Origin of the sequence: Streptomyces griseorubiginosus (assembly GCF_036345115.1) — a bacterium.
Taxonomy (GTDB): Bacteria; Actinomycetota; Actinomycetes; order Streptomycetales; family Streptomycetaceae; genus Streptomyces; species Streptomyces griseorubiginosus_C.
In genome coordinates this window covers 3401803-3426725 of record NZ_CP107766.1, presented here as the reverse complement: position 1 = coordinate 3426725, position 24923 = coordinate 3401803, and the positions used below count along the sequence as shown (strand labels likewise).

26 protein-coding genes are annotated in these 24923 nt (G+C 70.0%); 23 read left to right on the top strand and 3 right to left on the bottom strand.

Features of this window, described 5'->3' with window-relative positions; translation table 11 throughout:
- The first annotated feature begins 137 nt into the window (after positions 1 to 137).
- From OHN19_RS15300 to OHN19_RS15280, 5 genes are all read left to right on the top strand, one after another.
- Positions 138 to 1187 (top strand): sugar kinase, encoded by a 1050-nt coding sequence (locus OHN19_RS15300; protein WP_419249578.1) that lies wholly within the window; start codon positions 138 to 140, stop codon positions 1185 to 1187.
- Positions 1184 to 1945, top strand: coding sequence for an IclR family transcriptional regulator (locus tag OHN19_RS15295; RefSeq protein ID WP_330264723.1), 762 nt, complete (start codon positions 1184 to 1186; stop codon positions 1943 to 1945). The genes OHN19_RS15300 and OHN19_RS15295 overlap by 4 nt, the downstream gene beginning before the upstream one ends.
- Complete coding sequence (locus OHN19_RS15290) at positions 1942 to 2352, top strand: RidA family protein (RefSeq protein ID WP_330264722.1); 411 nt, start codon at positions 1942 to 1944, stop codon at positions 2350 to 2352. Before OHN19_RS15295 ends, OHN19_RS15290 begins: the two co-directional genes overlap by 4 nt.
- Before the next feature lie 120 nt (positions 2353 to 2472).
- Positions 2473 to 3951: a gluconate:H+ symporter gene (locus OHN19_RS15285; protein ID WP_330264721.1), complete on the top strand. Its 1479-nt coding sequence runs from the start codon at positions 2473 to 2475 to the stop codon at positions 3949 to 3951.
- 83 nt (positions 3952 to 4034) lie between these two features.
- A complete protein-coding gene (locus tag OHN19_RS15280; protein WP_330264720.1) occupies positions 4035 to 4550 on the top strand; it encodes a hypothetical protein in 516 nt (171 codons plus the stop codon).
- 61 nt (positions 4551 to 4611) lie between these two features.
- Here OHN19_RS15280 and OHN19_RS15275 read toward each other — a convergent pair whose 3' ends face one another.
- Entirely contained in the window at positions 4612 to 5952 is a 1341-nt protein-coding gene (locus OHN19_RS15275; RefSeq protein WP_330264719.1) for a M14 family metallopeptidase, read from the bottom strand.
- Positions 5953 to 6118: 166 nt separating this feature from the next.
- Here OHN19_RS15275 and OHN19_RS15270 point away from each other — a divergent pair, with 166 nt between their 5' ends.
- The 3 genes from OHN19_RS15270 to OHN19_RS15260 all read left to right on the top strand — a co-directional run bounded on the left by OHN19_RS15270 (position 6119) and on the right by OHN19_RS15260 (position 9971).
- Positions 6119 to 6586 (top strand): ATP-binding protein, encoded by a 468-nt coding sequence (locus tag OHN19_RS15270; protein ID WP_330264718.1) that lies wholly within the window; start codon positions 6119 to 6121, stop codon positions 6584 to 6586.
- 57 nt (positions 6587 to 6643) lie between these two features.
- Entirely contained in the window at positions 6644 to 7954 is a 1311-nt protein-coding gene (locus OHN19_RS15265; protein ID WP_330264717.1) for an Nramp family divalent metal transporter, read from the top strand.
- A gap of 1516 nt (positions 7955 to 9470) precedes the next feature.
- Positions 9471 to 9971 carry a hypothetical protein gene (locus tag OHN19_RS15260; protein WP_330264716.1) on the top strand — a complete coding sequence of 167 codons (501 nt, stop codon included), beginning with the start codon at positions 9471 to 9473 and terminating at the stop codon, positions 9969 to 9971.
- Positions 9972 to 10040: 69 nt separating this feature from the next.
- On the opposite strand, the gene OHN19_RS15255 is transcribed toward OHN19_RS15260, so the two are convergent.
- On the bottom strand, positions 10041 to 11738 hold the full coding sequence (locus tag OHN19_RS15255) for a glycoside hydrolase family 18 protein (RefSeq protein WP_330264715.1): 1698 nt from the start codon (positions 11736 to 11738) through the stop codon (positions 10041 to 10043).
- 255 nt (positions 11739 to 11993) lie between these two features.
- On the opposite strand from OHN19_RS15255, the gene OHN19_RS15250 reads away from it, so the two are divergent.
- The 14 genes from OHN19_RS15250 to OHN19_RS15185 all read left to right on the top strand — a co-directional run bounded on the left by OHN19_RS15250 (position 11994) and on the right by OHN19_RS15185 (position 23429).
- Positions 11994 to 12890: a hypothetical protein gene (locus OHN19_RS15250; RefSeq protein ID WP_330264714.1), complete on the top strand. Its 897-nt coding sequence runs from the start codon at positions 11994 to 11996 to the stop codon at positions 12888 to 12890.
- A gap of 66 nt (positions 12891 to 12956) precedes the next feature.
- The gene (gene cpaB / locus OHN19_RS15245) at positions 12957 to 13658 is read left to right on the top strand and encodes a Flp pilus assembly protein CpaB (RefSeq protein ID WP_330264713.1); all 702 of its coding nucleotides are present in this window, start codon (positions 12957 to 12959) and stop codon (positions 13656 to 13658) included.
- Between the two features lie 9 nt (positions 13659 to 13667).
- Complete coding sequence (locus tag OHN19_RS15240) at positions 13668 to 14918, top strand: AAA family ATPase (RefSeq protein WP_330264712.1); 1251 nt, start codon at positions 13668 to 13670, stop codon at positions 14916 to 14918.
- Entirely contained in the window at positions 14915 to 15322 is a 408-nt protein-coding gene (locus OHN19_RS15235; RefSeq protein WP_330264711.1) for a TadE/TadG family type IV pilus assembly protein, read from the top strand. The genes OHN19_RS15240 and OHN19_RS15235 overlap by 4 nt, the downstream gene beginning before the upstream one ends.
- Position 15323: 1 nt before the next feature.
- Positions 15324 to 15677 (top strand): TadE/TadG family type IV pilus assembly protein, encoded by a 354-nt coding sequence (locus OHN19_RS15230; RefSeq protein ID WP_330264710.1) that lies wholly within the window; start codon positions 15324 to 15326, stop codon positions 15675 to 15677.
- Positions 15678 to 15690: 13 nt separating this feature from the next.
- A complete protein-coding gene (locus OHN19_RS15225; protein ID WP_330264709.1) occupies positions 15691 to 17028 on the top strand; it encodes a CpaF family protein in 1338 nt (445 codons plus the stop codon).
- 19 nt (positions 17029 to 17047) lie between these two features.
- Entirely contained in the window at positions 17048 to 17992 is a 945-nt protein-coding gene (locus tag OHN19_RS15220) for a type II secretion system F family protein (protein WP_330264708.1), read from the top strand.
- 13 nt (positions 17993 to 18005) lie between these two features.
- Positions 18006 to 18893, top strand: a complete 888-nt coding sequence (locus OHN19_RS15215; protein WP_330269619.1) for a DUF5936 domain-containing protein — start codon at positions 18006 to 18008, stop codon at positions 18891 to 18893.
- A 21-nt stretch (positions 18894 to 18914) separates the two neighbouring features.
- Positions 18915 to 20462, top strand: coding sequence for a sensor histidine kinase (locus OHN19_RS15210; protein WP_330264707.1), 1548 nt, complete (start codon positions 18915 to 18917; stop codon positions 20460 to 20462).
- A 44-nt stretch (positions 20463 to 20506) separates the two neighbouring features.
- Entirely contained in the window at positions 20507 to 21304 is a 798-nt protein-coding gene (locus OHN19_RS15205) for a response regulator transcription factor (protein WP_330264706.1), read from the top strand.
- A gap of 85 nt (positions 21305 to 21389) precedes the next feature.
- On the top strand, positions 21390 to 21578 hold the full coding sequence (locus OHN19_RS15200; RefSeq protein WP_330294115.1) for a Flp family type IVb pilin: 189 nt from the start codon (positions 21390 to 21392) through the stop codon (positions 21576 to 21578).
- On the top strand, positions 21575 to 22180 hold the full coding sequence (locus OHN19_RS15195) for a pilus assembly protein TadG-related protein (RefSeq protein ID WP_330269618.1): 606 nt from the start codon (positions 21575 to 21577) through the stop codon (positions 22178 to 22180). Before OHN19_RS15200 ends, OHN19_RS15195 begins: the two co-directional genes overlap by 4 nt.
- A gap of 36 nt (positions 22181 to 22216) precedes the next feature.
- Positions 22217 to 22798: a hypothetical protein gene (locus OHN19_RS15190; RefSeq protein WP_330264704.1), complete on the top strand. Its 582-nt coding sequence runs from the start codon at positions 22217 to 22219 to the stop codon at positions 22796 to 22798.
- A 7-nt stretch (positions 22799 to 22805) separates the two neighbouring features.
- Positions 22806 to 23429, top strand: a complete 624-nt coding sequence (locus OHN19_RS15185) for an OmpA family protein (RefSeq protein WP_330264703.1) — start codon at positions 22806 to 22808, stop codon at positions 23427 to 23429.
- A gap of 12 nt (positions 23430 to 23441) precedes the next feature.
- On the opposite strand, the gene OHN19_RS15180 is transcribed toward OHN19_RS15185, so the two are convergent.
- Positions 23442 to 24119 (bottom strand): hypothetical protein, encoded by a 678-nt coding sequence (locus tag OHN19_RS15180; RefSeq protein ID WP_330264702.1) that lies wholly within the window; start codon positions 24117 to 24119, stop codon positions 23442 to 23444.
- Positions 24120 to 24351: 232 nt separating this feature from the next.
- On the opposite strand from OHN19_RS15180, the gene OHN19_RS15175 reads away from it, so the two are divergent.
- A complete protein-coding gene (locus OHN19_RS15175; RefSeq protein ID WP_330264701.1) occupies positions 24352 to 24864 on the top strand; it encodes a hypothetical protein in 513 nt (170 codons plus the stop codon).
- Positions 24865 to 24923 lie beyond the last annotated feature (59 nt).

Genomic DNA, 24923 nt, shown 5'->3' with positions numbered 1-24923 from the left:
CGTTGCAGTGTGTGCAACGTTCATTGCGTATAACGCTTACTGCTGTCTAACATCCTGGCGAATGCCGGGTCAATGAAGGAGCTACGACCATCGTGAATGCCCCCGACGCCGTGGACGTCGTCGCGCTCGGCGAGTCCATGGTCACGTTCCTGCCCGGTCGGCCGGGGCGGCTCGCCGACGTGCCGTCCTTCTCGCGGGCGATCGGCGGGGCGGAGTCGAACGTGGCGTGCGGGTTGGCTGCCGCCGGCTTCGCGGTGCGGTGGGTCAGCCGGGTCGGGGTCGACGGGTTCGGGGACCACCTGGTCGAGACGGTCGGGGGGTACGGGGTCGATACCTCTGCGGTCGGGCGGGATTCCGAGCGGCCCACGGGGGTGTATTTCCGTACGGCGGGGGACCGGGGGACCGACGGGCACGAGGTCGCGTACTACCGGGCGGGGTCGGCGGCTTCGGCGATGTCGGTCGAGAACGTGGACCTGTCGGTGGTGCGGGCGGGGCGGGTGTTGCATCTGTCGGGGATCACGGCTGCGTTGTCGTCCTCGTGTCTGGAGCTGGTGCGTGAGCTGATGACTCCGGCGGTGGGGCGTCCCCTCGTCTCCTTCGACGTCAATCACCGGGCCGGGTTGTGGCGGGACGCGGATGGTCCGCGGGTGCTGCTGGAGCTGGCCCGGGGGGCCGACATCGTGTACGTGGGGGAGGACGAGGCGGAGGAGGTGTGGGGGGTCACGGGGGGTCCGGCCGCGGTGCGGGCGGTCCTGCCTGAGCCTTCGGTGCTGGTGGTGAAGCAAGGAGGTAGGGGGGCTACGGCATTCGTTTCGGATGCGGCTGAGTGGGGGCTGGGCGCGCCCCGCGGCGGAGCCGCATATCGATGCAGCCCCGCGCCCCTTGAGTCGGTCACCTGGGCCTCCGCCTTGGACGTCGACGTCGTCGCCACCACCGGTGCCGGTGACGCCTTCGCCGCCGGGTTTCTCTCCGCGACGCTCCGGGACCTGCCCCTCCGGGACCGGCTCCGGCACGGTCATCTCTGGGCCGCCGCCGCCCTCACCGTCCCCGGTGACCTCGCCGTGCCGCCCTCCCGCGCACACGCCGACCGGCTCGTCGCCCTCGGGGACGACGCGTGGGGGAGACTTCGTCTCGGTCCCGGCTGGACGCAGGTCGGGACCGCCCCGGAGGAGGTACGCACCCCATGAGTCAGACCGTCGATCGCGCGCTGAGCATCCTGCCCCTGCTCGCCGAGGGGCCCGCCGATCTCGGGCAGGTCGCCGAGCGGCTCGGTGTGCACAAGTCCACCGCACTGCGGCTGCTGCGCACACTGCACGAGCACGGCATGGTCTACCGCCAGTCCGACCAGCGCTACCGGCTCGGCGCCCGCCTCATCGCCCTCGCCCAGGAGGCGATGGAGAACCTCGACATCCGCGAGATCGCCCACCCCCACCTCGTACGGCTGAACGAGAGCTGTGGGCACACCGTCCACCTCGCCGTGTACGAGGAGGACGAGGTGCTCTACATCGACAAGGTCGAGAGCCGCTACCCCGTGCGGATGTACTCGCGGATCGGCAAGCCCGTCGCCATCACCGTCGCCGCGGTCGCGAAGCTGCTGCTCGCCGACCTTCCCGAGGCCGAGCGCCACGCCCTCGCCGACAAGCTCGAATACCCCCTGTACACGGCCCGTTCGACACCCAACGCCCCCGCCTTCCTCAAGGAGTTGGAGCGGGTGCGCGAACAGGGCTGGGCCACCGACCTCGGTGGCCACGAGGAGTCCATCAACTGCGTCGCGGCCCCCGTCCGCGGCGCCGACGGCAGGGTCGTCGCCGCGATGTCGGTCTCCGCGCCGAACGTCGTCGTCACCGCCGAGGAACTCCTCGCCCTGCTCCCCCAGGTCCGCCGTACGGCCGATGCCATCAGCGGCGAGTACTCCGGCAGAACAACAGCGAAGGAACCTGTATGACGGACAAGATCGCGCTCACCCCGAAGACCCACACCACCCCGCCCGCGAAGTTCTCCCACGGGGTGCGCAAGGGCAACATCCTCCAGGTCGCCGGGCAGGTCGGGTTCCTGCCCGCCGTCGAGGGACAGCCCCCGACGCCCGCCGGGCCCACCCTGCGCGAGCAGACCCTCCAGACCCTCGCCAACGTCAAGGCGATCCTGGAGGAGGGCGGCGCCTCCTGGGACGACGTCATGATGATCCGCGTCTATCTGACGGACGTGGACCACTTCGCCGAGATGAACTCGATCTACAACACCTACTTCGAGGAGCAGGGCCTCACCCAGCCTCCCGCCGCGCGCACGACGGTCTACGTCGGCCTGCCCGCGGGCCTGCTCATCGAGATCGACGCGCTGGCCGTCCTCGGCTGACACCTCTCGGTCCAAGATCCCCCAACTCCCGCACGACGTACACGGCATGACCCCCGCACGGGCGGTCATGCCGCGCTCCCCCCTGCCCGAAAGCCGGATGCACTTACCCAGAGGACCCCCATGTCGTCCCTTCCGCTCGCCGCCACCACCCCCGAGGCCCCACCCCACACCGGTGGCCTGCTCCTCCTGATCGACGGCACCGCGGGTCTGCTGACCGTGGCCGCCCTCGGTATCGCCCTGCTGCTCTTCCTGATCATCAAGGCGAGGCTCCAGCCCTTCGTCGCCCTGCTCGGCGTCTCCATAGCCGTCGGCCTGCTCGCGGGCCTGTCGGTCACCGAACTCTTCGGCACGGTCCAGCGCTCCGACGCCGTGTCCACGATCGAGTCCGGGATGGGCGGCATCCTCGGCCATGTCGCCATCATCATCGGCCTCGGCACCATGCTCGGCGCGATCCTCGAAGTCAGCGGCGGCGCCGAGGTGTTGGCGTCCCGGCTGCTGAACCTGTTCGGGGAGAAGCGAGCACCGCTGGCCATGGGCCTGACCGGTCTCATCTTCGGCATCCCGGTCTTCTTCGACGTCGGCATCTTCGTGCTCGCGCCGATCGTGTACGCGGCGGCCAAGCGCAGCGGCAAGTCGATCCTGCTCTACTGCCTGCCCCTGCTGGCGGGCCTGTCGATGACCCACGCCTTCCTGCCCCCGCACCCCGGCCCGGTCGCGGCCGCCGGTCTGCTGCACGTGGACCTCGGCTGGGTGATCCTCATGGGCATCGTCTGCGGCATCCCGGCGGTGCTGGCCGCGTGGGCCTACTCGGCCTGGGTCGGCCGCCGCATCTTCGTCGCCGTACCGCAGGACATGGTGGAGGCGGCCGCGGAGGCCAAGCAGGCGGTCATCGAGGAGCAGCGCGCCCAGGGCGTCGTACCCCGCGAGGACCCCGTCCCCCTCGGCACGGTCCTCGGCATCATCGGCACGCCCCTGGTCCTGATCCTCGCCGCCACGTTCTCCTCGATCGCGCTCGACCCCTCCACCGGCCGCTCGGTCATCGAGTTCTTCGGCAGCCCCTTCGTGGCCCTGACGATCGCCCTGGTCCTCGCCTACTACCTGCTCGGCATCCGCCGCGGCTGGTCCCGCAAGTCCCTGGAGACGGTGTCGACGGCGTCCCTCAAGCCGGTCGGCAACATCCTGCTCGTCGTCGGCGCGGGCGGGGTCTTCGGCGCGGTCCTCAAGGCCAGCGGGGTCGCCCAGGCCCTGTCGGACACCTTCAACGACGTCGGACTGCCGGTGCTCGTGCTGTCGTACCTGATCTCGGTGGTCCTGCGCGTCGCCCAGGGCTCGGCGACGGTCGCGATCGTGACGACGGCCGGCATCGTGGCGCCCCTGCTCTCCGAGGGCCACCACTCCCAGGCCTTCGTCGCCCTCGTCATCATGGCCATCTCGGCCGGCTCCATCTTCGCCTCCCACGTCAACGACGGCGGCTTCTGGATGGTGGCCAAGTACTTCGGCATCAGCGAGCGGGACACGTTGAAGACGTGGACCGTACTGGAGTCGGTGCTGTCGGTGGCGGGGTTCGTGATGGCGGCCGTACTGAGTGTCTTCGTGTAGGTGTTGTAGCCCCATGTAGGCGTCCGATAACGATGTAGGGGCCGGCTGTGTGCCGCACAGGATCGTCGACCATACTGCCCGCTGTGGAGCAGCGCATAGGTTCGAGCAGCCAGCCCCTGGAAGGCGCCGGATTCGACCCGGCCTTCATCCCCGGGCTCACCTCACCCGTGTCCGGTGAGGCGGAGTCCGGTCCGGAGAAGGCGGAGGTGACCGCGGAGGAGGTCGTCGAGGAGCCTGCCGAAGAGGCCGCCGAGGAGCCCACCGAGGGGGAGGCTTCCGACGGCCCCGTCTTCGAGGCCGCCGACCGGCGCGCGAAGATCGTCGCCGACCACCGGGGCGTCCGCCTCTCCCTCGACGACCAGTCCTGCGAGTTCCGCTGGGACGAGATCGGTGCGATCGAGACGGAGACACCCCGGTTCGGGAAGCGCTACACCATCACGGTCCACACCCCCGACCGCCGCTGGTACCCGATCGAGATCGAGGCCAAGTCGAGGTCGAGCTTCGAGGAGTGGGACGGCCGGATCGACGCCGTACTCGACGCGTATTTCGAGGACGAGACTCCGCAGACTGCGGAAGAAGAGTCCGACGAGACTCCGTAGGGGCGCGGGGAACTGCGCGACCGGCCACAACGGACCCGCAGTTCCCCACGACCGGTAGCCCCTAGCAGTACTGCGCCTGCTTCCCGATCGACCGATACATGCAGTCCGAGTTCTCCAGCAGCTGCAGCACCGCGTCCCGGTTCCGGGACGTCTCCCGCTCGATCACCTCGTCGGGCGGGTAGAACCCGCCACCGCCGGACGACGGATACATCTCGAAGGTGTACGAGAAGATCTTGTGCGTGCCCCAGAGGTAGTCGTCGATCGACCCGTCGGTGATGTACAGGTCGCTCGCCTGCTCCGCCGTGTACCCGTTGCTCGCGGCCATCTTCTGCCCGACCGCCTTGAACACGGCGTTGTCGTCGGCGGTCATCCCGGTCGCCGTGTCGGAGTACGTGTACCCGTAGGGCCACAGCACCAGTTCGCTGTACGTGTGGAAGTCGATGTTCGTCTTGATCTGCTGCACCCCGCCGACGACCCGGCTGCGCACGAAGTTCGCGACCACCTTGACCTCGGGCGCCGACTCCGCCGCCGTACCCCGGTAGGTCTCGGAGGACGTCGAGGAGGAGGAACCGCCGCAGCAGCCCCAGCGGTAGGCCCAGTTGCGGTTGAGGTCCGTACCGACCGCCGAGGAACCGGAGTTGGGCTGCCGGTTCTTGCGCCACGAGCGGTACGAGCCGGACGCGATGTCGTACTCGCCGCCGTCCGGGTTGAGGTCGGGGATGATCCAGATCTCACGGTTGTTCACCATGTTGGTGACCCGGGAGTCGCTGCCGTAGCCCGCGCCGAGTTCGCGCAGCAGGTACAGCGCCATCTCCACGGTGAGGTGCTCACGGGCGTGCTGGTGGTGGGTGAACAGCACCTCCGGCTCGGCCTCGTCGCTCGCCACGTTGTCGCTGATCTTGATGGCCACGATGTTCCGGCCCTGGTACGACGTGCCGATGACCCGCTTGCTCATGATGTTCGGGTAGGCGGCGATCCGCTGGTCGATCTCGGCGTTCATCTCGGCGTAGTTGTGGTACCGCGAGTCGGCCGAGGGGAAGTCGAAGAGCCGGGCCTCGCCGGGCGCGACCCGGTCCGGAGCGGCGCCCAACGGCTCGACCTCGTAGCCGAGTTGGCGGAGTCTCTTGATCTGTGAGGCCCGGCCGGAGACGACCACGGTCTCCTCGTCCGCCTCGTCGACCGTCACCCCGCTCTGCTGGATCGCCGTGCGGGTCACGGGAGTCGTGTGCTGGTGGATCTCGTACTGCCGGACGTCCTCGGCGCTCGGGGCCGCCTTCGGGGCGCTGTCGGCGTTCGCGGAGAGCGGGGCCGCGAGGGCGAAGGTCATGAGGGAGGCGACGGCGGCGAGGGTGGCGTAGCGGGTGCCGCCGCGGGTGCCGGAACCGCGTATGCGAAGTCGCATGAAGTCTCCTGTGTTCTCCAGGGATTCCGGGATCTCCGGAAGTGGGGAGTGGAGCGGGGGGTGGTTCTGCGACGTACAGGTGCGGGTGTGCGCTCATCGTCTGCGGGTGACATGGTCAGGTCAAGAGTGAATAAGGCCGGGATGGCCTGAACTGTGCGTCCGCTGTGTGTCCTTGGTCTCGGCGACCTGGGCCCTGGGGCAGCGGTCCGGTACCGCGCTGCTGTGGGGCCAAGGGGCGCACTGCGTCTGCGAGTTGCGCGCGGAGCGGCGGGTCGACGATCCCCACGCCGGGTTCCTCCCACGGGACGCCACCGACCTGGAGCCCGGCCAAGGGCACGTACGCGACGACCGGGACGGGCGACCGTACGGCGACATGCTCCACTCGGCGAGCCGCTTCCCCCTCACCCTGTCCGCCGCGCACGGAGTGCTGCGCTGCGAGGTCGCCGACCACGGCCGCCGCACCCCGCGGGTGCTGGACGCCGGCACCTCGGAGAGCGGCCGCGGGATGTTCCTGGTGGCGGCGCTCGCCCTGTGCTGGGGCTGTCTCCAGGACGGACCCGGCAAGACGGTGTGGTGCGAACTGGGCACGCGCGGGACGCGGGGCTGTGGTGGACGCGCTCCCGGCGGGGTCTGATTTCCTTCACAGCACGCCCTCTTGCCGGTCCGAGATCTTTAGGGTTTCTTGACCTTCATGGCGGACACCACGGACAACACAGTGACCGGTGAGGCGAGTTCCGTACCCCGTAAGTCCAGTTGGCGGTACATCGGCCCGGGGATCGTCGTCGCGGCGACCGGTGTCGGCGCCGGTGACCTGGTCGCCACGCTCATCGCCGGCAGCAACTTCGGCTACACGCTGCTGTGGGCGGCGGTGATCGGCTGTCTGGTGAAGATCTCCCTCGCGGAGGCGGCGGGCCGCTGGCACCTGTCCACCGGCCGCACCTTGTTCGACGGCTGGGCGAGCCTGGGCCGTTGGACCACCTGGTTCTTCGCCGTCTACGTGGTGATCTGGGGCTTCGTGTACGGCGCCGCGGCGATGTCGTCGAGCGCGCTGCCGCTCCAGGCGCTGTTCCCGGACGTGATGGACCTCGAATGGTGGGGCGTCGCCTGCGGCCTCGTCGGGCTGGTCTTCGTCTGGTTCAACAAGTACGCGGTCTTCGAGAAGGTCATGACGGTCCTGGTGGGCGTCATGTTCGTGGTGACGGTGTACCTGGCGATCAGGGTCACCCCGAACCTGGCGGACGCCTTCGCGGGCCTCCTCCCGGTCCTGCCCGACGAGAAGGACTCGATCCTCAACACCCTCGGCCTGATCGGCGGGGTCGGCGGCACCATCACGCTGGCCGCGTACGGCTACTGGGTCAACGCCAAGGGGTGGACCGACACCGGCTGGATGAAGGTGATGCGGCTCGACAACCGGGTCGCGTACATCACCACCGGCATCTTCGTCGTCGCCATGCTCTTCGTCGGCGCGGAGCTGCTGCACTCCGCCAACGTGGCGATCGCGAGCGGCGACAAGGGGCTCATCCAGCTGAGCGACATCCTGGCGGACGAGTACGGCTCGGCGACCGCGAAGTTCTTCCTGATCGGCTTCTTCGCCACCTCCTTCACCTCGCTGATCGGGGTCTGGCACGGGGTGAGCCTGATGTTCGCGGACTTCGTGGCCCGCTTCCGGGGCCAGGGCGAGCAGAAGGGCGCGGAGGTCGCCTCCGGGGCCCGCGAACGCTCGTGGCCGTTCCGCGTGTACCTGCTGTGGCTGACCTTCCCGCCCATCGTCCTGCTCTTCCAGGGCCAGCCCTTCCGCCTGATCATCCTCTACGGCGTCCTGGGCGCGGCCTTCCTCCCCTTCCTCGCCGGCACCCTGATCTGGCTCCTCAATTCCGCCCGCACTCCCAGGGAGTGGCGCAACGGCCCGGTGAGCAACGGGATGCTGGTGATCGCGGGCCTGCTGTTCCTGATCCTGTGCGTGAAGCAGATCTGGGACCAGCCGTGGTCGGAGTTCTTCTGACCCGGAGTTCTGTTGCCGGGGTCCCTTTGACGACCGCGAAGGCGCGCCGGGGGCGCCTTCGGCGAGGGGCCGACGCGGGGGTGGCGGAACCGGACGCATCTCCTTGCGCCGCGATGGCGACGGGACCGACAGATCTCGTTGCGCCGCAACGGCGACGGACGCGTGCCGTGTCTGTCACCCCAGCCCTCGGGGCCCGGTCTGCTTCGGCTGTGGGGGGCGTGGGCTGTTTCAGCGTCCGGGGGGTCGGCCCGGTTCGGCTGCCGGGGGTTGGTCTGCTTCGGCTGCCTGGCGTCCCGCGTGCTCCGGCCTTGGGGGCCTGGCTCACCCCAGCCCCCGCAAGGGCCTGGGCCGGTTCGGCTGCCGGGGCTTGGTCTGCTTCGGCTGTCTGGCGTCCCGCGTGCTCCGGCCTTGGGGGCCTGGCTCACCCTAGCCCCCGCAAGGGCCTGGGCCGGTTCGGCTGCCGGGGCTTGGTCTGCTTCGGCTGTCTGGCGTCCCGCGTGCTCCGGCCTTGGGGGCCTGGCTCACCCTAGCCCCCGCAAGGGCCTGGGCCGGTTCGGCTGCCGGGGCTTGGTCTGCTTCGGCTGTCTGGCGTCCCGCGTGCTCCGGCCTTGGGGGCCTGGCTCACCCTAGCCCCCGCAAGGGCCTGGGCCGGTTCGGCTGCCGGGGCTTGGTCTGCTTCGGCTGTCTGGCGTCCCGCGTGCTCCGGCCTTGGGGGCCTGGCTCACCCCAGCCCCCGCAAGGGTCCGGCCCGGTTCGGCTGCCCGGGGCTTGGTCTGCTTCGGCTGCCTGGCGTCCCGCGTGCTCCGGCCTTGGGGGCCTGGCTCACCCCAGCCCCCGCAAGGGTCCGGCCCGGTTCGGCTGCCGGAGTCCCGGGCCGCCCCAGCCCTCGGGGCACGGCCTGCTTCGGCCGCCGGGGTGGCCGGATATCCTCGGCCACCGGGAACCACACCAGCGACGAGGGCCGACGAAGATGACCACGCCACCGACTCCCTCCGGGCCGACCCCACCCACGGACCCGGTTCCGGACGCGCCGGGCGCCACCGCACCCTCCCCGGAAGCGGACTGGGTCATCGCCCCACCGGCCCCCTCGACCGCGACGCCACCGCCGGCCACCGCACAGGCTCAAGCCGAGCCGACCCCGGCCCCGCAGACACCTGTCGAGCAGCCGCCCACCCCTCCGGCCCCGGTTCCGGCCCCGTCGCCACAAGCCCCCACCGACCGGCTCCCGGGAGCGTGGGCACCGGTCGAGCCGTCTTCGGTTTCCCAGGCTCCCGGCCCGCACGCGCCTGCCGCGCAGCCCCCGGTGTCACCTGCCCCCGGTCCGTACCCTCCGGTCGAGCCGCCCTTGATGCCTCAGCCGCCTGGCCCGCATGCGCCTGTCCCGCAGCCCCCGGCTGCACCAGCCCCAGGTCAGACCGTCGAGGTCGTACCCGCTTCACCGGCCGGGGCCCCGCCCACGCCCGCACCGCCCGGCTTCGGACCGCCCCCCTCCGCGATGCCCGGGTTCGGTGTGCCGATGCCACCGGTGCCGCCTCACTACGGCCAGCCCGCCCCGCCGCCCCCGCAGTACGGTCAGCCCGCCCCGCCGCCCCCGCCGTACGGCCAATCCGCCCCGCCCTCCTACACGCCCCCGCCCTACGGTCACCCCACCCCACCCCCGTACGCCCACCCGGTCGCCCCGCAGCCGTACCCGCAGCCCCAGCCCGTGCCCCCGCCGTACCCCCAACAACCCACCGAGGGCCCGGAGTTCATGGCGGTCGACCGGCACAACTCCATCGTCGTCGACTCCGCCGGTGTCGCCTTCGAGGACCACGGTCACTCCGCCGAGTTCCCCTGGCACGAGATCCGCAGCGTCCACTACAAGGCCGGCCCCAACGGCAAGACGCTGATGATGGCCGTCATCCACCTCGACGGCCGCGTCTACGAATGCGTCGTGGACGCGAAGGGCCGGGACCCGCTGGGCGCGTGGTTCGCCCAACTGGCCCCGGTCCTGGGGTACTACAAGCCGCTGGTGTGAGCGTGGGAGGGTCCGCGGAGCTCAGGTTCCGCGGACCCCGATCCAGCCGTGCCGCGCCGCGGGCGACCGCTACGGCAATCCGTGCACATGTGGCCCCACCGCGGTGGACCACGCGTTCCCCGCCGCCGCGTCCCAGTTCGTCGACCAGGTCATGGCGCCGCGGAGGTCGGGGTAGGTCCGCGAGGGCTTGAAGGACCCGCACCCCGTGCCCTTCGTCAGGCAGTCCAGGGCGTTGTTCACCACGGTCGGGGAGACGTAACCGCTGCCCGCCCCGCTGGGGGACGCCGGGAGCCCCAACCCCACCTGGGACGGCGCCAGTCCGCCCTCCAGCTGGATGCACGCCAGCGCGGTGAGGAAGTCCACCGAGCCCTGCGAGTACACCTTGCCGTCGCAACCGAGCATCGAACCGCTGTTGTAGTACTGCATGTTGACGACCGTGAGGATGTCCTTCACGTTCAGCGCGGTCTGGAAGTACGCGTTGGAGGTGGACTGCATGTCGATCGTCTGGGGCGCCATCGTGAGGACCAGACCGGAGCCCGCCTTCGCGGCCAGCGACCTCAACGCCTGTGACATGTACGTCGCGTTGAGCCCGTTCTCCAGATCGATGTCGACCCCGTCGAAGCCGTACGTCTGCATCAGCCCGTACACCGAGTTCGCGAAGTTCGCCGCCGACGCCGAGTCGCTCACCGACACCGTGCCGTTCTGACCGCCGACCGAGACGATGACCTTCTTCCCGGCCGCCTGCTTCGCCTTGATGTCCGCCTTGAACTGGTCGACCGTGTACCCGCCGAGCCCCGCCGAGTCCAGGTTGAAGGTCACCGCCCCCGGCGTGGTCGTCGCGTCCGCGAACGCCACCGCGATGATGTCGTACTGCGACTGCACGGCCGACAGCCTCTGGACCGTCGCCCCGTTGTTGAAGTTCTGCCAGTACCCGGTGACGGCGTGCTTCGGCACCGCGCCCCCGCCGCCGCCCGTCGCCGAGGTCCTGCCCGTCACCGTCCCGGACTTGGCCGACTCACCCGCCGAGTTCGTCGCCGTGACCTGGAAGCCGTACGACGTCGACGCGGCGAGCCCGGTCACGGTCGCCGAGGTCCCCGTCACCGCCGTGACCTTGGTGCCGTCGCGGTAGACGTTGTACCCGGTCGCCCCCGACACCGCGTTCCAGGCCAGGGAGACCGACGAGGACGACGTAGCGGAGACCGTCAGGCCGCCCGGCGCCGAGGGGATCGTCGGGACCGGGTCACCGCCACCGCCGCCGTCGGGGCCGTACACCGACACGTCGTCCGCGAGGTACGCGGCCTGGCCGTACCAGCCGTGGGTGTACACCGTCACCGAGGTCGTCGCGGCGCCCGTGGTGAAGGTGGTCGTCAGCTGCTTCCAGGAGGCGGAGTCCGGGGTCCAGGTCGACACGTCGGTGGTGCCGGTGCCGGTCGCGCCCAGATAGGCGTAGCCGCCCTGCACCCACGCGCTCAGCGTGTACGTCGAGCTGGGCCTGACCGCCACCGTCTGGACGCAGCGCGCGTTGTCCTGTCCGGCCGGTGTCGCCTTCAGCGCGGCCGAGCCGCCGTGCACGGGGGAGGAGACCGTCGTACCGCTGCTCGCGGAACAGGTCCATCCCGACAGGCCGGACTCGAAGCCGGCGTTCTTCGCGTTGTTGACGTCGGCGGCGGAGGCGGGCCCCGCGAACCCGAGGGCGAGGGCCGCGACGGCGGTCGTCGTCCAGAGCGTCCGGAGCGTCCGGAGCCGAGTGCTGCTGAGTATGGGCATGACAAGAGAGTTGGTCCAGACCAATCCCCTGTCAAGGAGGTCGGCGCGAATGGCTGCGCAACTCGCCCTTCTCCGGCCCACGCACGTGGCAAGTGCGCCCCATCTGGGCGGTAATCGCCCGGTATTGATCCCGCACGCAGGTCAGGAAGTCACAGATTCGCTGTTCTCCGGTCACAGACCCGTGGTTACAGTGCTCAGGTAGTCACGCAGTGAAGTCGACCGGGTGCGCCGGAGTGATCCGTCGGGCCCTCGGGCATGGGATACGGGGAGCTGCGCGTGCCAACTGCCATCGCAGTGACCGGCGCCGACATGGCGCTGCCGGCGCAGGACGAGCGGACCCTGCCCGCCGTCGTGCTCGACGGCCTCGACCGGCAGCCGCTGGACCACTCGCTCGCCGCGCTCCAGACGCTGATCGACCAGCACGGCCATGTGATCGTCGTGTACTCCCGTGCCGTGCCCCCGGCGGTGGACCAGCGGCTGCGCACCGTCCGGTCCCTGCTGGAGAGTGACCGGATCGCCCTGTTCCAGCCCGATCTGCCACCCCTCGGACTCGCCGTCCTGGCCCGCCAGTTGAGACAGCTCGCCTCCTGCGACCTCAGCCCCGGCGTCCTCGCCTCGGCGGGCCGGCTGCTCACCCACTACATCCACGCGGGCGCGCTGCTCGGCTCGGTGGCGAGGCTCGACCGGGTCCCCGTCGGGCTCAAGTCGCACGCCAAGTCCTGGGTCCCGGGCAGTCAGTTCGCCGTCCTCGCCCACCCCCAGCCGCAGCTCGTACGGATCGCCCCGGACGCCACGCTGGCGGGACCGGAGTTCGCCACCTCGATGCTGGTCGCCCGCGGCCAGCTCCAGTCCGACTGGGTCTCCGGGAGCCTCGCCAAGTCCTGGCGGATCCAGGGGCTGCGCGAGGCGCCGCTGCCCGCCGAGTCCGCCGAGTGGTGGGGCACCGGCAAGCTGATCGAGTTCTGCACCTTCCTGCCCGACCTGTCCGTCCTTTACCAACTGGTCACCTCGGTACGGCAGAACATCTGTCACTGGTGCGGTATCGACGTCATCGGAGACCGCTGCGTCTTCTGCTCGGCCACCGCACCGGTGGCACCCGTACCCCAGTTGCAACAGCGGCAAGAACACCAGCACCAACTGCCCGCCGGGTGAGCCGTACCGGATCGCCCCCGTCCCCGACTCCGCTCGACCGAGCCCCCCAACGAGGTTGTACGGTTCATGAACTCCCGTCAGCGCCGCGGCGTGATACTCCTGCTCCTGTCGGTCCTGGGCGCCCTCGCGGCCTTCGCCGGCGTGCTGTCCGTCATCAACGACGTGAAGTCCAAGGTCGGTCCCGAGGTCACGGCGTACGAGGTCAAGGACGACATCCAGCCGTACACCAGGCTCACCGCGGCGCAGTTCGTGAAGACCGAGATGCCCGAGCGCTGGCTGTCCGCCAACGCGGTCACCGATCTCGCGGCCCTCAAGGACAAGATCGCCGTGACGACCCTCAAGAAGGGCTCCCTGCTCCAGAGCGACATGATCGTCGCCCAGCCCGCGCTCCAGCCCGGGCAGCAGGAGGTCGCCATCATGATCGACGCGGCGACCGGAGTCGCCGGCAAGATCACCCCGGGCTCCGCGGTCAACGTCTACGCCACCTTCGAGGGCCAGAAGGAGGGCGACCCCGACCAGTCGAAGATCATCGTGACGAACGCCCGGGTCCTGGACGTGGGGGAGATCAAGGCCCTCACGCCCGACGCCGACAACCGCGAGGTGACCCAGGCCCGCCCCATCACCTTCGCCCTCTCCGCCCTCGACGCCCAGCGCATCACGTACGCCGAGTCGTTCGCCAAGCGGGTCCGGCTGGCGCTGGTCGCCCCCGGCGAGACCGGGACCGTGCCCGAGCAGGAGCGCACGTACGAACTCGCGAAGGACAAGTGAGAGGCCGCCATGCCCACGAGGATCCTCCCGGCAGTCGGCGACGCGGACGCGGTCCGCTCCCTCACCACGCTGCTCAGCCAGCTCCCGGACGCCGAACCGGTGGCCCCGGTCACCGACTCCACCCAGCTCATCGACACCCTCGCGCGCCTCGCCTCCGAGTCGATCGACGAGCTGCCCGAGGTCGTCGTGGTGCACGAGCGGATCGGGCCCGTCCCGGCCCTGGAGCTGATCCGCGAGGTCGCCCTGCGCTTCCCGGCCGTCGGCGTCATCCTCGTCACCTCCGACGTCAGCCCCGGCCTCTTCCAGGCCGCGATGGACTACGGCGCGCGCGGCCTCATCGCCCTCCCGCTCGGCTACGAGGAGCTCGCCACCCGGGTGCACGCGGTCGCCCAGTGGTCGGTGGGCGTACGACGGCACCTGGGCGCCGCCACCGACGTGTTCACCGGCGTCGGCGGCACTGTCGTCACCGTCAGCGGCGCCAAGGGCGGCGTCGGCGCCACCACCACGGCCATCCAGCTCGCCCTCGCCGCCCAGGCGTCGGGACGCGCCACCGCCCTGCTCGACATGGACCTCCAGACCGGTGACGTGGCCTCCTACCTGGACGTGCAGTTCCGCCGCTCGGTCGTCGACCTGGCCGCCATCACGGACATCTCCCCGCGCGTCCTCGCCGACGCCGTCTTCGCCCACGACACCGGCCTCGCCCTGCTGCTCGCCCCCGGCGAGGGCGAACGCGGCGAGGAGGTCACCGAGCGGGCCGCCCGCCAGATCGTCTCCGCCCTGCGCTCCCGCTACGAGGTCGTCGTCGTCGACTGCGGGGCCCAGCTCAGCGGAGCGGGCGCGGCCGTCGTGGAGATGGCCGACACGGCCCTGCTGGTCACGACCCCGGACGTGGTCGCCGTGCGCGGCGCCAAGCGGGCCGTGCGGATGTGGGACCGGCTCCAGGTGCGCAAGGCCGAGGAGACCACCGTCGTCGTCAACCGGCACAGCCGCGGTACGGAGATCCAGGCCCCGCTCATCCAGAAGATCACCGGCACGGGCGTCGCGGCGACCGTGATCCCGGCGAACTTCAAGGAACTCCAGGGCGCGGTGGACGCCGGCCGGGTCCACGAACTCGACGCCAAGGGCACGGTCAAGCAGGCCCTGTGGACGCTCGCCGGTGAACTGGGCCTGGTCAAGGGCACGGAGGCGAACTCCCATCGCAACGGCGGCCGGGAGCGCGGCTCGCTGGGCTTCCGGCGGCGCAGGGAGCTCGGGAGATGAGGGCCCGGCCGCACCGGCGCTTCCTGCGCTTCCGGCACTTCCGGCGCGACGCGGGGCAGGTGACGATCGAGTTCCTCGGGATGACCCCGCTGATCCTGGTCACCCTGGTGCTGCTGTGGCAGTTCGTGCTGCTGGGGTACACCTTCACGCTCGCGGGGAATGCTGCGGACGAGGCGGTACGGGCCGCGACGGCGGCGGCGCCGGGGGAGCGGGAGGCCGCGTGCGAGCAGGCGGGACTGGACAAGCTGCCCGGCGCCTGGAGCGGCCAGGTGAGTTGCAGCACCGGCGGCGGCTATGTCACGGCCGATGTCCACCTGGACGTCCCCGTCCTGTTCCCGGGCGCGCTCGCCTTCCCCTTCCAGGTCGACGGACACGCGGGCGCGGTGGAGGAGGACAAGGACTGAGATGTCGTACTCCCACAGGAGCCTTCGCGACCGCGGCCAAGTGGCCATCGAGTACCTCGGCTTCATCCCGATCCTGATCCTCGTCGCCATGGCCGGCGTCCAGATCGGGCTCATCGCCTACACCGCCCAGCAGGCCGGTACGGCGGCCAGGGCCGGGGCGCGGGCCGCCTCGCTGGACCTGAGCGCGCAGGACGGCTGCGTCAACGCGATCAGCGACTGGCTGTCCGTCTCCTGTGCCGAGGGCGGGGGCGGCGACTCGGTCACCGTCACCGCCACCGTCCAGATCCCGTCGATCGTCCCCGGCTGGGACTTCGACCCCGCCGTCAAGACCGCCACCATGCCGCTCGACCACTGAACGAGGTACCCCCATGAGTCTGCGGTCCCGCATCAACACCCCCGAGGAGAACGGCAGTCGGGGCGAGGACGGCCACCTGGTCGCCTCCTACCGGGCCAAGCTCCTGGAGGAGATCGACCTCGCGGAGATGAGCTCGCTGGCGGCGGCCGAGCGCCGGGCCCGGCTGGAGCGGGTGCTCGGGCACATCATCAGCCGTGAGGGACCGGTCCTTTCGACCGTCGAGCGCTCGCAGCTGATCCGGCGTGTGGTCGACGAGGCGCTCGGCCTCGGCATCCTGGAGCCGCTGCTCGAAGACGCCTCCATCACCGAGATCATGGTCAACGGACCGGACTCGATCTTCGTGGAACGCGGCGGCCGGGTCGAGCAGTTGCCGTTGCGCTTCCCGTCCCACGACCAGCTGATGCAGACCATCGAGCGAATAGTCTCCACGGTCAACCGGCGCGTGGACGAGACCAACCCCATGGTCGACGCCCGCCTCCCCTCCGGCGAGCGCGTCAACGTCATCATCCCGCCGCTGTCCCTGACCGGCGCGATCCTCACGATCCGCCGCTTCCCCCGCTCCTACACGCTCCAGGAACTGGCCGGCTTCGGCTCGCTCGACGAGCACATGCTGTACCTGCTGGCCGGCCTGGTGCAGGCCCGCTTCAACATCATCGTGTCGGGCGCGACGGGCACCGGCAAGACGACCCTCCTCAACGCCCTCTCGGGGCTGATCCCCGAGGGCGACCGGATCATCACCATCGAGGACTCGGCCGAACTCCAGCTCCAGCAACGGCACGTGGTCCGCCTCGAGTCCCGCCCGCCGAACGTGGAGGGCCAGGGCCGGGTCACCATCCGCGACCTGGTCCGCAACTCCCTCCGGATGCGCCCCGACCGGATCGTGGTCGGTGAGGTCCGCGGCGGCGAGTCCCTGGACATGCTCCAGGCGATGTCGACGGGCCACGACGGCTCGCTGGCCACCGTGCACGCCAACAGCGCCGAGGACGCCCTGATGCGGCTGAAGACCCTCGCCTCGATGTCCGAGGTGGAGATCCCCTTCGAGGCGCTGCACGACCAGATCAACAGCGCGGTCGACGTGATCATCCAGCTCACCCGGTTCGCCGACGGCGCCCGCCGCATCACCGAGATCGCGCTGCTCGAGAGCAACGGCAGCGAGCCGTACCGGCTGGTGACGGTGGCCCGCTTCAACGCCCAGCCGATGGCGGCGGACGGCCGGATCTACGGCCGGTTCGAGTACTTCCCGCTGCCCCGCCGTACCGTCGACCGCCTCTACATGGCGAGTCAGCCCACGCCCCAGGCCTTCGGCGTGGCCGAGTCCGCAAGCCAGTTGGCCATCCGAGAAGCCAGGTAGGACAGGTAGGAACCACCCCATGGACCTCGCGACCCTAGTCGATCTCACCACCGGTGCAGCCCTGCTGACCTGCGTGGTCGCCGTCGTCGGCGTCCACGTCTACGCCAAGGGCCGGGCCCAGCGGGCGGCCCTCGTCGACCGGCTGACGGCCGCGGGGCAGGTGTCGTACACCGGCCGCCGGCGGCACTTCCGCGACCTGGACCGCAGACTGCGCCGCACCCGGCTCGGCCGGCAGCTCGAACTGCGGCTCGCGGCAACGGGGTTGGACGTGACCCCGGGCGAGTTCTTCGCCGCGATGATCGGGCTGGTCGGGGGGCTGTGGCTGATCGGCCAGGCGACCCTGGCGCCCTTCTTCGGCCCGCTCGCCGGACTGGTGGGCATATGGGCGGCGGTGCAGTTCCTCAACTGGCAGCGCCAGAAACGCATCGAGAAGTTCATCAACCAACTCCCCGAACTGGCCCGCATCCTGGCCAACGCCACCCACGCCGGCCTCGCCCTGCGCACCGCGATCGGCATGGCGGCGGAGGAGCTGGAGGCCCCGGCCGGGGAGGAACTGGGCAAGGTGGCCAACGAGTTGGCGCTCGGCGTGTCGATGGAGGACGCGCTGGACGAGATGGCGAAGCGGCTGCCGTCCCGGGAGCTGGTGGTCCTGGTGACGACCCTGGTGCTGTCGAACCGGGCCGGCGGCCAGGTCGTCAGCGCCCTGCGCAACCTCACCGAGACACTCGAGGAGCGCAAGGAGACCCGGCGCGAGGTCCGCACCCAGCTCTCCCAGGTGAACATGACGTCGTACGCCGTCCCGGTCCTCGGCATCGGCTCGCTGTTCCTGATGAACGGCGTCAAGGACGGCGCGCTGGACCGCATGACGGGCTCACCGCTGGGCCAGGCCGCGGTGATCATCGCGTTCGCCCTGTACGCGGTGGGCTTCATCCTCATCCGCCGCCTGTCCCGCATCGACGTCTGAGGGGGCGGCCGTGATCGCACTCGGACTGGCCCTGCTGATGGCCGTGAGCGTGTGGGGCGTCTTCACCGGCCTCCGCATGTACCGCGCGGAGGCGAAACTGCCGAGCGACCTGGTGCTGGCACTGGAGGTCGGCTCCACCCGCACCGGCGCGGTCGACTCCCTGATCGACCGCATGGGCATGCGCTACGCCCCCGCGGTCCTGCGCCTGATGGGCCCCAAGCAGGTGGCGAAGTACCGCCGCAAGATCGACCTGGCGGGCAACCCCGGCGGCCTGACCATCAACCGCTACGCGGCCCGCAGGGCGGTCTACGGCTTCCTCGGCGCGGTGGGTTTCCTGGTGTTCCTGCTGCGGGGGCAGGTGCTCGTGGCGCTGTTGCTCCTGGCCTTCGGGGCGTTCTGGACGGAGGTCGGCATCTGGTCGGCGATCCGGGTCCGCAAGGACGTCATCGAGCGCACGCTCCCCGACTTCCTGGACGTCCTCGCGGTGGTGGTGAGCGCGGGCCTGGGCTTCCGCCAGGCCCTCGACCGGGTGGCCTCGAAGTACGAGGGCCCCTGGGCCGACGAACTCCGCATCACCCTGCGCCAGATGGACCTCGGCATGAGCCGCCGCCAGGCCTTCGCGGAACTGCGCCGCCGCAACGACTCCGAACAGGTCGCGATGTTCGTGACGGCACTCCAGCAGGGCGAGGAACTGGGCGCGCCCATTGTGGACACCCTGGTCTCGCTGGCCAAGGACATGCGCCGCACGGACGCCCAGAACGCCCGCCGCAAGGCCGCCCGCGCGGTCCCCAAGGCCACGATGATGATCACCACGTTCATGGTCCCGGCGACGATGCTGCTGCTGGCGGCGGGCCTGCTGCTGGGCTCGGGGACGGACTTCGGGTCGATCACGGGGGAGTAGAGGAAAAGAGGGGGTGGGGAGATGACGATGACGGACGCACGAAGGCCGAACCGGGCCCGAGCCCTGCGGCGCGGCCGCGCGGCCGCCGATGGCGATCACCCCCCGCGGGGGTCCTCGGCGCCCGACGACGACGATGGCCGCAGGCCAGTGGATCCGGACGGACGCGGGGCCGCCGACGGCGCCGAGCCCCCACAGGGGCCACCCGCACCCGACGACGAAAGCAGCACGGATGGTGCGGGTGGGAACACGAACCACGCGCACCCCCACGCACCCGCACCCGAATCCGCACCCTCCGCACCCGAATCCGCACCCTCCGCACCCGAATCCGAACCCTTCGCATCCGAACCCGCACTAGCCATCCAGGTCAACGCCCTCCAGGCCATGTGCCGCCAGGTCTTCGGCTTCCGCCTGGCGATGATCGCCCTCGCCGCCCCCGCCGCCCTCCTCAACGCCAACCCCGGCCTCGGCACCCGTCTGGTCGGCGCCGCGGTCGTCGTCACCTTCATGGTGTCGTACGCCCTCTTCAGGGACTGGGAACGCTTCGGCCCCCTCCTCCTGCGCCACCCCACCCTCCTCGCCGCCGACACCCTCTTCGGCAGCCTCCTGCTGATCTCCGCCGGCCCGGACACCACCCTCGCGTACGTCAGCGTCTGCACCCCCCTCCTGGCCGGCATCGCCTACAGCTGGCGGGGCGCCGCGGTCTTCGCCTCCCTCCAGTCCCTGATCCTCCTCCTCGCCCAGACCGCCCTCCCGCACTCGGACACCACCCCCGCGGACACCCTCCTCCTCCCCGGCTTCTGCGTGATCACCGGCGCGGTCGGCTCCACCCTGCGCAACCTCCTGCTCCGCTTCGGCACGGCCACCCAGGCCCTCACCGCGATCCGGGCCCGCCTGGCGGTGACGGAGGCGATCAGCGAGGAACGGGCCCGACTGGCCAGGGAGATGCACGACTCGGTGGCGAAGACCCTGCACGGCGTGGCGCTGGCGGCGGAGGGCCTGGCGACGTCGGCCGCCGCCACCACCCCCGACCCGGCCCTGCTCAAGCAACAGGCGGAACTGGTGGCCCGCGCGGCCCGCAGAGCGGCGACGGAGTCCCGCGAACTCCTCACGGACCTGCGCAGCGAGCAGCCCGAGAGCACCGACGTACTGGAAGAACTGGCGGTACGTACGGCGGAGTTCGCCACCCGCACCACGCTCCCCACCACCTACCGGCCCCCCACCCGCCCCCACCCCGCACCCACGATCCCGCAGCCGGTGGCCCGCCAGCTCCTCTCCATCACCGAGGAGGCGATGGAGAACGCCCACCGCCACGCGGAGGCCACCCGCATCGACGTGAGCGCGGAGCTCGAGGACGGCCGGCTCAGGATCAGCGTCCGGGACGACGGCCGCGGCCTGCCCGCCGACACCACCCTCGACGACCTCCGCAGGACGGGCCACTTCGGCCTGGTCGGCATGGTGGAACGAGCCGCGTCCGCGGGCGCCCACCTCCACCTGGGCGAAGGCCCCCACGCACAGGGCACGGAAGTACTCCTGGAACTCCCGTTGCCGCCCCCGGGACCGTCCCGATGACCCCCCACCCGAACCCGAGAGCAAGCACGAGAGGAGGCCGCGCCATGCAGAACGACCCCCAGCACGCCGTCACCCCGTTCGCACTGTTCCCGACGGCCCCGCCCACCCCCGCCGTGCGGATCGTCGTCGCCGACGACAACCCCGTGGTCCGCGCGGGCCTCACCGCGCTCCTCTCGGGCCGCGAGGACATCACGGTGGTGGCGGAGGCGGCGGACGGCAGGGAGGCGTACGAGGCCGCGAGCCGCCACCGCCCGGACGTGATCCTGCTGGACGTCCGGATGCCGGGCGTGGACGGCATCTCGGCACTGCCGTACCTCGTCCCGATCGCCCCGGTACTGATGCTGACGTACAGCGGAGAACCGGAGACGGTCCGCGAGGCGCTGCGCGGCGGAGCCGACGGCTACCTGGTCCACGGCGAGTTCACGACGGACCAGCTGGTGACGGCCGTACGGGACACCGTGCGGGGCCGCACACATCTCACCCCGACGGCGGCGAGTGCACTGATGCAGCAGCTGCGCGATGCGAATGCACACGTAAAGAACCACTCAACCCATGAACTATCACCGACATCTGGCAAAGCGCTTTCGCAACTGCAACCATCTATGGGACAGTCGTCCTCGGACCGGTCGCGTTTCCAACTCAGCGCGAGGGAGGCGGAGATCATGAACCTCATCGCATCCGGCATGACCAACCAGCAGATCGCCGCCGCCTGCTTCATCAGCGAGAAGACCGTCAAGAACCACATCAACCGCATCTTCGCCAAACTCCACAGCACCAGCCGCGCGGAGGCAGCGGCGAAGTGGCTGGGCACGGCGCCGAGTTCGGGCCGAGGGGTGGGATGACCCGTGCAGATGCCAGGTTGGGCCCGGATTTGGGCCCAGGGGCCCTGCGCCGACCAGGATCAGCAGGTCTACGTTCCGGTTGTCGATGGCGGCGACACCGAAGGGTCACACGATGAACAACCGGTTCAAGCGCGACGAGGGGCAGACCGCGGTGGAGTACCTCGGCATCATCGCGGTGGTGGTGGCGATCGTGCTGGCGATCACGGGGACGGACATCGGCAGCACCATCTACGACGCGATCACCGAGCAGATCGCCAACGTGACCGGCGGCTGACGCGGCTCTACTCCCACAGCGACGCAGGGCAGGCTTTCCCCATCTACATCACGGTGGTGGGGGGCCTGCTCCTGCTTGCGTTCGCCTATCTCGCGGTCGGACAGGCCGCCGCCAACCGGAACAGCGCCCAGACGGCAGCCGACGCGGCGGCACTGGCGGCCGCCCTGGAAACCCGCGACGAACTCACCGACGAGTGGGTGGAGAACATACTCGACCCCACCAAGTGGCGGGACATCTTCGACGGCGGTGGAGTGCCGTTCCAGGGGTGCGCCAGGGCCGACCAGCTGGCCGCGCAGAACGACGCGACCGTGCAGTGCGAAGCGCACCCGGAGTGGTCCGTCCCGGGCTACAAGGTCGTGTCCCGGACCAACCAGTCCGTTGGGGACTCGATCGTCCCCGGTACCGAGAACCAGCACTCGACCGAGTCGGCCACCGCCGTGATCGAGCCGCGCTGCGACTTCGAGCTTCCCGGAACGGGTGCCGACCCGGACGTGCTCCCGAAACTCACGTGCGAGAAGGGCGTCGACTGGACCTTGGACCCGGAGGACCTCACGGATCTCCCGAAACCCGAGGATCTCTTCGACGTCCACCTGGCGACCTGACAAGCTGACGACACCAGTGACGAAGGAAGCAGAGTGATGAGCATTCGGTTCACGGCGAAGGCCCGCAGGGGGATCGTCGCGCTGACGGTCGCAGCCGGACTGGCCGTCGGTGTGGCCGGCTGCGGCGGGGGTGGCGACGACGGCAAGAAGCCCGAGTCCTCGGCTTCCGCCTCCAAGGGCAACGGGTCCCAGCCCAGTACCCAGGAGGGGCAGTCGGAGGTGCCTCTGGCCGAACTGAAGGGTCAGGACGGCCTGTTGCTCCAGATCACCTCCGCCGAGCGGGACGCGGGCGGCTTCGTCACCGTGAACGGGAACCTGAAGAACGACAGCAACAAGAGCGTGGTCGTACCCGCGGCGGTGCGGGGGGACGAGACTGAGATCGTGAGGAACGGCCGATCGCTGGGCGGCGCCACCCTCGTCGACTCGAAGGGCAAGAAGCGGTACTACGTCCTGAGGGACACGGACGGCCGCCCGCTGACCACCACAGGCTTCTCGACCCTCAAGGCCGGTGAAACGCTGGCTGTGTTCATGCAGTTCCCGGCACCTCCGGAGGGCACGACCGAGGTGGCCTTCCAACTCCCCACATTCGCCTCCGCCCCCATCCAGATCTCCGGGTGAGGCACCTATGACGACGATCACCCCCCGCCTGGCCCTCACCCTCACCACGGCCGCCCTCCTCACCGTCACGCTCGTCCCCACCGCGCACGCCGACGACGGCCCCAGCGTCCCCCCGGGCACCGAACCCTCCGCCACCGCCCCCGTCGAGGTCGACCCCAACGACCCCGACCTCAAGCTCCCCGAAGGCGCCACCCTGGCGGAGCCGAAGGTGCTGGACATCAAGCAGGTCGTCGAGGACCAGAGCGGGGACGAACGCCGCGAGGACACCAACGCGGACGTGAAGTTCGCCCTCCAGGCGGAGGTCCTGTTCGGCAAGGACAGCGCGAAACTGAACGGCGAGGCGAGAGCCCGCATCTCCGCCATCGCCGCGGAGATCAGGAACCAGAACGCCACCCGGATCCGCGTCTTCGGCTTCACCGACAACCTGGGCAGCTACGCCCACGGCCTCACCCTCTCCCGCCAACGCGCCAACGCCGTACAGGACGTCCTGGACCAGGAACTGAAGGACTCAGGCATCACCTACGAGGTCCGCGGCTACTCCGAGGACTACCCGATCGCCTCCAACACCACAGAGACGGGCCGCAAGAAGAACCGCCGGGTGGAGGTGTCGTTCCCGCGGGGGGAAAGCTGAAGTGGAGACAGTTCACGTCGCTGAGGTCGGGATATCGGGTGTGTTTGCGCAGCCCACCTTGCTGGACATCCAGCGGGCGACCGAAAGAACAACTTTGTTGACTTCAGCCTGCGCATCCACCGCATCGGAAATGTCTGTAGAGAGATCGACTTCCAGCGTGTAAGTTTCACCCGCCTTTCCTTCGCTGATGATTCGACACGGGAAGTAAACGTCGACGCGCCCGCTCCCTCCCCTCTGGATGATCGTGTCAGGGGAGATTCTGAGGTACTTCCTCGATCCCTTGTCGACTTCCGCCGAGGCCTGCGTGAAAGACACCAGGGACCAAGACGACCCGATACCCAGCGTCTTCTCACCGTCCCGGTCGCCGACGGAACAGAACCACCGCTCCGTGTTGCTCTTCCAGGGATCTCCGTCGGCCCCCCACTCCAGCGCCCTGCTCCTCAGCTCCTGGGGAGTGTAGGAGGCAGATCCCAACGTGGAGGACACCGTTGAGGTCCCGGTCACCTTTGCAAGGGCTGCTCTAGCTGAGGAGTCCACGGCACCATCGCAAAGCTTCTCTGCCTTCGCGGGATCCTCGTTGCCTGAACCTCTGGAACAGCTGGCCACCATGAGAGTCAGCACCACAGCGGTCAAAAGGCTCCACGTTTTGAGCGGCGACGGGGAGAACGCCGAAACCGCTTTGTATCCCATGTGGATCCCAACTCTTCGCGTACTGAGCGCCTTGCAACGAATCCGGATGGTCGACGTCCGTACCGCCTGAGATTACTGCAAGAAGATCAAGCAGGTTCGCTGCATCGTCCCGCCACCCGTCGGCTGCGGCGCTGCGCGGCCGCGGGCAAGTGATCGACCCCTCCTCTCTGGCATGCTCCAAGCCAACTGGCGCGTTTTGCAACGCCGATCACGTGCTCATACGGTGACTCCCATGGGACTCCTCGACAAATTGACCGGCACTCGACACCCGGCTGACGGTGCCGTGCCGGCCCGAGCCGAGGACGTGCTGACAGCCCTCCTCGGCCTCAGTCGCCCGGACGTTCCCTACGTCGTCCGCGACGGCACCCCTGAAGACGCCGAACTGGTGGCGGAGTGGCGGCTGTCGGAGCCCGTTTGGCAACCCTTCTTCGTCGCGTCGCAGCTGTCCCGCGCTGTGAGGATCAGCATGCGCCTCGACCGCGAGGACCATGAAGTGCGTGCCCTCGAGGAAGGCTGGACGGTCGAACGCGTAGGGAATCCGCCGAGGATTCAGATCTCCACCGAGTACACGCGTGGCCCGAGCCGGACCGTCTCCAGCTACCGGAAGATCCAGCAGGGGGATGACGGGCGGCTTGACGCCAAGGAGTATTTCCACTTCGACAGCTCGGAACTACGCGCCCCCCTGCGGGACACCGTCCTCGAACTCGGCTGGACCTGGCGGGGAGTCGTCTTCGGCAAGCTGTGAGACGGACCTGGGCGCACGAAGGGGGAGCCGGGCGACCAACCCGACCGGGAACGGCCATG

Bases quoted from the DNA above. Each gene is read 5' to 3' on its own strand.
- OHN19_RS15220 (WP_330264708.1), top strand. From the start codon at position 17,048: ATGGACCTCGCGACCCTAGTCGATCTCACCACCGGTGCAGCCCTGCTG.
- OHN19_RS15265 (WP_330264717.1), top strand. From the start codon at position 6,644: ATGGCGGACACCACGGACAACACAGTGACCGGTGAGGCGAGTTCCGTA.
- OHN19_RS15200 (WP_330294115.1), top strand. From the start codon at position 21,390: ATGGCGGCGACACCGAAGGGTCACACGATGAACAACCGGTTCAAGCGC.
- OHN19_RS15240 (WP_330264712.1), top strand. From the start codon at position 13,668: ATGCCCACGAGGATCCTCCCGGCAGTCGGCGACGCGGACGCGGTCCGC.
- OHN19_RS15180 (WP_330264702.1), bottom strand. From the start codon at position 24,119: ATGGGATACAAAGCGGTTTCGGCGTTCTCCCCGTCGCCGCTCAAAACG.
- OHN19_RS15235 (WP_330264711.1), top strand. From the start codon at position 14,915: ATGAGGGCCCGGCCGCACCGGCGCTTCCTGCGCTTCCGGCACTTCCGG.
- OHN19_RS15225 (WP_330264709.1), top strand. From the start codon at position 15,691: ATGAGTCTGCGGTCCCGCATCAACACCCCCGAGGAGAACGGCAGTCGG.
- cpaB (WP_330264713.1), top strand. From the start codon at position 12,957: ATGAACTCCCGTCAGCGCCGCGGCGTGATACTCCTGCTCCTGTCGGTC.
- OHN19_RS15275 (WP_330264719.1), bottom strand. From the start codon at position 5,952: ATGCGACTTCGCATACGCGGTTCCGGCACCCGCGGCGGCACCCGCTAC.
- OHN19_RS15260 (WP_330264716.1), top strand. From the start codon at position 9,471: ATGCCACCGGTGCCGCCTCACTACGGCCAGCCCGCCCCGCCGCCCCCG.
- OHN19_RS15300 (WP_419249578.1), top strand. From the start codon at position 138: ATGGTCACGTTCCTGCCCGGTCGGCCGGGGCGGCTCGCCGACGTGCCG.
- OHN19_RS15290 (WP_330264722.1), top strand. From the start codon at position 1,942: ATGACGGACAAGATCGCGCTCACCCCGAAGACCCACACCACCCCGCCC.
- OHN19_RS15255 (WP_330264715.1), bottom strand. From the start codon at position 11,738: ATGCCCATACTCAGCAGCACTCGGCTCCGGACGCTCCGGACGCTCTGG.
- OHN19_RS15230 (WP_330264710.1), top strand. From the start codon at position 15,324: ATGTCGTACTCCCACAGGAGCCTTCGCGACCGCGGCCAAGTGGCCATC.
- OHN19_RS15175 (WP_330264701.1), top strand. From the start codon at position 24,352: ATGGGACTCCTCGACAAATTGACCGGCACTCGACACCCGGCTGACGGT.
- OHN19_RS15285 (WP_330264721.1), top strand. From the start codon at position 2,473: ATGTCGTCCCTTCCGCTCGCCGCCACCACCCCCGAGGCCCCACCCCAC.
- OHN19_RS15205 (WP_330264706.1), top strand. From the start codon at position 20,507: ATGCAGAACGACCCCCAGCACGCCGTCACCCCGTTCGCACTGTTCCCG.
- OHN19_RS15210 (WP_330264707.1), top strand. From the start codon at position 18,915: ATGACGATGACGGACGCACGAAGGCCGAACCGGGCCCGAGCCCTGCGG.
- OHN19_RS15250 (WP_330264714.1), top strand. From the start codon at position 11,994: ATGGGATACGGGGAGCTGCGCGTGCCAACTGCCATCGCAGTGACCGGC.
- OHN19_RS15190 (WP_330264704.1), top strand. From the start codon at position 22,217: ATGAGCATTCGGTTCACGGCGAAGGCCCGCAGGGGGATCGTCGCGCTG.
- OHN19_RS15295 (WP_330264723.1), top strand. From the start codon at position 1,184: ATGAGTCAGACCGTCGATCGCGCGCTGAGCATCCTGCCCCTGCTCGCC.
- OHN19_RS15185 (WP_330264703.1), top strand. From the start codon at position 22,806: ATGACGACGATCACCCCCCGCCTGGCCCTCACCCTCACCACGGCCGCC.